The organism is Pseudomonas sp. AGC41 (assembly GCF_057334555.1).
On sequence record NZ_JBHFJB010000145.1, the window covers coordinates 12313 to 16290 of the forward strand.

The 3978-nt window shown below is 61.0% G+C and carries 3 protein-coding genes; 1 reads left to right on the plus strand and 2 read right to left on the minus strand.

Annotation, left to right across the window (positions count from 1 at the left end; all coding sequences use genetic code 11):
* Positions 1-66: 66 nt before the first annotated feature.
* Both ACE04F_RS23315 and ACE04F_RS23320 read right to left on the minus strand, forming a co-directional pair.
* The gene (locus tag ACE04F_RS23315) at positions 67-678 is read right to left on the minus strand and encodes a glutathione S-transferase (RefSeq protein ID WP_486110093.1); all 612 of its coding nucleotides are present in this window, start codon (positions 676-678) and stop codon (positions 67-69) included.
* Between the two features lie 34 nt (positions 679-712).
* Positions 713-1633 (minus strand): MurR/RpiR family transcriptional regulator, encoded by a 921-nt coding sequence (locus ACE04F_RS23320; protein WP_486110094.1) that lies wholly within the window; start codon positions 1631-1633, stop codon positions 713-715.
* A 312-nt stretch (positions 1634-1945) separates the two neighbouring features.
* Between ACE04F_RS23320 and ACE04F_RS23325 the strand changes: the two genes are divergently transcribed.
* Entirely contained in the window at positions 1946-3883 is a 1938-nt protein-coding gene (locus ACE04F_RS23325) for a bifunctional 5-dehydro-2-deoxygluconokinase/5-dehydro-2-deoxyphosphogluconate aldolase (RefSeq protein WP_486110095.1), read from the plus strand.
* Positions 3884-3978 lie beyond the last annotated feature (95 nt).

Sequence of the window (3978 nt, forward strand, 5' to 3'; positions counted from 1 at the left end):
CCCCCCCTCCCACAGTGTTTTTCGGTTGGGCAGGATTTTGTTGTTCACCACAATCCCTTGGGGAGGTTATTCCACCGGTGTACTGACAAACGCTTCCAGGCCCTCGGCATAGGCGGTAAACGCGCTGATCTGGGGGAAGGCCTTGCCTTGCACCTGATCGGCCACCAACAGGTTGGTGAAAGTCCAAGCCACCGCGACGCTGATGCCGGCCTGGTCGATCGAACCATCGGTGGGCAATGGTTGTTTCACCAGGGCCGTTTCCAACTCGCCATATGCCGCCAATAACTGGCCAGATACCCGCGCAAGCCACGGCGCATGCTGGATCTCCGCTGGGCGCAAAGTGCGTTCGTAAAAGATCTGCACCGATTTTTCGCACGCCGCCAACGCCAACCCGATCAGTTGCAACGATTGCAACCGTTGCCCCGGATCGCTCGGCATCAGGCTCTTCCCAGGCCCAGCCAAGGTTTCCAGGTAATCGATGATCAACGTCGAGTCCATCAGCACCGAGCCATCATCGAGCACCAGGGTAGGGGCCTTGACCACCGGGTTGATGCCCTGGAATCGCTCGAAATGCCTGAACACCGAAACCGATTCGTGTTCGAGCGTGATCCCCAGGCGCTTGGCGGTAATGGCGACGCGTCGCACGTAGGGCGAGTCCAGCATGCCGATCAGTTTCATGGCTTCTCCTTCAGCGGTTTGTTTCAGGCCGGGCTCAATCTTCGAATCCGACCTGTTCGTGGATTTCATCAACCTTGAGTTCAAGCCGGTAGGCCACCGCGATGAACAGCGCCTGGCACAGGCAGAGGGTGGCGCTCAACGAGCGAAAGGCGAACGAGCTGCCTTCGTTCACCAGCAGCACCGCATTGGCCCGCTTGGCCAAGGGCGACAGGTTGCTGTCGGTGATGATCAGCGTCTTGGCCTGGTGGTGCTGGGCGATGCGCAGGCAGTGCTGGGTTTCCTTGCCGTACGGGGTAAAGCTGATGGCGATCACCAGGTCGTTGGCCCGCACGCTGCGCATCTGCTCGCGATAACTGCCGCCCAGGCCCGACACCAGGTGAATGCGCTTGTTGGTGTGCTGAAGGTTATAGACCAGGTAATCGGCCACCGCGAACGAGCGCCGCACGCCAACGACATAGATGTTGTCGGCGTTGACCACCAGGTCGACGGCCTTCTCGAACGCCTCGTCGTCGAGTTCCAGCCCTAGGCGCTCGATGCCCGACAAGGTGGCGTTGACGCATTCGCGCGCGAGATCGCCGGCGCTGGCCTTCTGCGACTTGTTGGCGATCATGCTGCGAATGCGCTGCTGGTAGTTCTGCACCGGCGTGGTCTTGTGGGTGTAAGCCTCGCGAAACAGCGCCTGCATTTCGCTGAACCCACTGAAGCCGAAGCGCTGGGAAAAACGCACGATGGCCGACGGGTGCACCTCGCATTCCCGGGCGATGTCGCTGATGCGATCGACCATGATCCGGTCGCTTTGCTGGCTCATGTAGCTGGCGATGCGTTTGAGCTGGCGTGGCAGGCTTTCATATTCCTCGGTAATCAACTGCAACAGCCGCTCGGCGTTGATCGGTGGGCTGGGGAGGGCGGCTTCGGACGCGCTCTCGGACGGCACCGGCAGATCGGGGCGGGTCATAGAAAATCCTTCTGGCTTGTTCTTATAGGACGCCCTGGGGAACGGGCCGGTCCTCGACAATAGGTTGGCTGGTCGCAGTCTACAGCGTAGGCGCGGGGAAAATCATGAGCGCGCGCAGTTGGAGGCCTTGCTGAAACGATGCACTGCGTCTGGCCCGGTCAAGTAACAGTCTATTGGAAAAAATATTCCACGGTAAAAATTTATGGAAAAAATATTGATTATTGCCGTTCGCTCGTTTTAGTCTGCAATCACCAAAGCGTTGACGTCGGTTCCGGCGGCAAGCGCAGGCTGATAAAAATAACAGGAGCCAGCATGGGCCAGACTCGTTTTGCCAGTGGACGTCAATTGGATGTGATCTGCCTGGGGCGCCTGGGCGTCGATCTCTACGCGCAGCAAGTCGGTGCGCGGCTTGAGGATGTCTCGAGCTTCGCCAAGTACCTCGGTGGTTCATCTGCCAATATCGCCTTTGGCACGGCCCGTCTCGGCCTCCGGTCGGCGATGCTGAGCCGGGTGGGGGATGATCATATGGGGCGCTTTCTGGTGGAATCCTTGGTGCGCGAAGGCTGCGACGTCAGCGGTATCAAGGTCGACCCTGAACGCCTGACGGCCATGGTGTTGCTCGGCATCAAGGATCGCGAAACGTTTCCCCTGGTGTTCTACCGTGAGAATTGCGCGGACATGGCGCTACGGGCCGAGGACATCGACGAAGCCTTCATCGCCTCCAGCAAGGCGCTGTTGATCACCGGCACGCATTTCTCCACCGACAGCGTCTACCAGGCCAGCATCCAGGCGCTGGACTATGCGCAGACGCACCAGGTCAAACGCGTCCTCGATATCGACTACCGCCCGGTACTCTGGGGCCTGGCGCCCAAGGCCGATGGCGAGACCCGTTTTGTCGCCGATCGCAAGGTCAGCCAGCACGTACAAGGCATCCTGGCGCGTTTCGACCTGATCGTCGGCACCGAAGAAGAGTTTCTGATTGCCGGTGGCAGCGAAGATCTGCTGACCGCACTGCGTACCGTGCGCTCGCTGACGGCGGCGACCCTGGTGGTCAAGCTCGGTCCGCAAGGTTGCACAGTGATCCACGGCGATATCCCGAACCGCCTGGAAGACGGCGCCATTTACCCAGGCGTGCGGGTCGAGGTGCTGAACGTGTTGGGCGCGGGCGACGCATTCATGTCGGGTTTCCTCGCCGGTTGGTTGGAGGACGCCAGTGATGAGCGCTGCTGCCAGTTGGCCAATGCCTGTGGCGGGCTGGTAGTGTCGCGCCATGCCTGCGCCCCGGCGATGCCGACCCGGGCCGAGCTCGATTATCTGTTTGCCAGCCCGGTGCCGATCACTCGTCCTGACCAGGATGTCGTGCTGCAACGGCTGCATCAGGTCAGCGTGCCGCGCAGGGTCTGGAAACAACTGTTCATCTTCGCCTTTGACCATCGCTGGCAATTGGTCGAACTGGCCCAGCGGGGCGGCCGTGGCCTCGACAGCATCGGCCAGCTCAAGCAACTGTTCATCCAGGCTGTGGAGCGCGTCAAGGCTGACCTGCAACGCCAGGGCATCGAGGCGGATGTCGGTCTGTTGGCCGATCAGCGTTTCGGCCAGGATTCGCTGAATGCGGCCACCGGGCGCGGCTGGTGGGTCGCGCGGCCAGTGGAGGTGCAGGGTTCGCGGCCGCTGGCGTTCGAACACGGGCGTTCCATTGGCAGCAACCTGATCGCCTGGCCACAAGAACAGATCATCAAGTGCCTGGTGCAATTTCATCCTGACGATGAGCCGCTGCTGCGCCTGGAGCAGGAAGCGCAGTTGCTGGGCTTGTACAAGGCGTCCCAGGTCAGCGGTCATGAATTGCTGCTGGAAGTCATTCCGCCCAAGGATCATCCATCGGCCCATCCGGACGTGCTGTATCGCGCGCTCAAGCGGCTCTACAACCTGGGTATTTTCCCGGCGTGGTGGAAAATCGAGGCGCAGACCTGCGATGAGTGGAAGCAACTGGATGAGCTGATCCAGCAACGCGATCCGTATTGTCGTGGCGTGGTGCTGCTGGGCCTCAATGCCCCGGCCGCCGCGTTGGCCGAAGGTTTTCGCCAGGCCAGCCAGAGCACCACTTGCCGAGGGTTTGCCGTGGGCCGGACGATCTTCCAGGAGCCGAGCCGTGCCTGGCTGGCCGGAGAGACCGATGATGAAACGCTGATCCGGGATGTGCAGGGCCGGTTTGTGGAGTTGATCGAGGCCTGGCGCGCTGCGCGCAGTTAAAGGAAGTCAAAGATTGTGAACACTGAGCCTGTGGGAGCGAGCCTGCTCGCGAAGGCGTCGGGTCTGCAGCATTGATGTGACCGACCCACCGCTTT

Excerpts from the sequence above, each read along its gene's own strand:
- ACE04F_RS23325 (WP_486110095.1), top strand. The coding sequence starts at position 1,946 with ATGGGCCAGACTCGTTTTGCCAGTGGACGTCAATTGGATGTGATCTGC.
- ACE04F_RS23320 (WP_486110094.1), bottom strand. The coding sequence starts at position 1,633 with ATGACCCGCCCCGATCTGCCGGTGCCGTCCGAGAGCGCGTCCGAAGCC.
- ACE04F_RS23315 (WP_486110093.1), bottom strand. The coding sequence starts at position 678 with ATGAAACTGATCGGCATGCTGGACTCGCCCTACGTGCGACGCGTCGCC.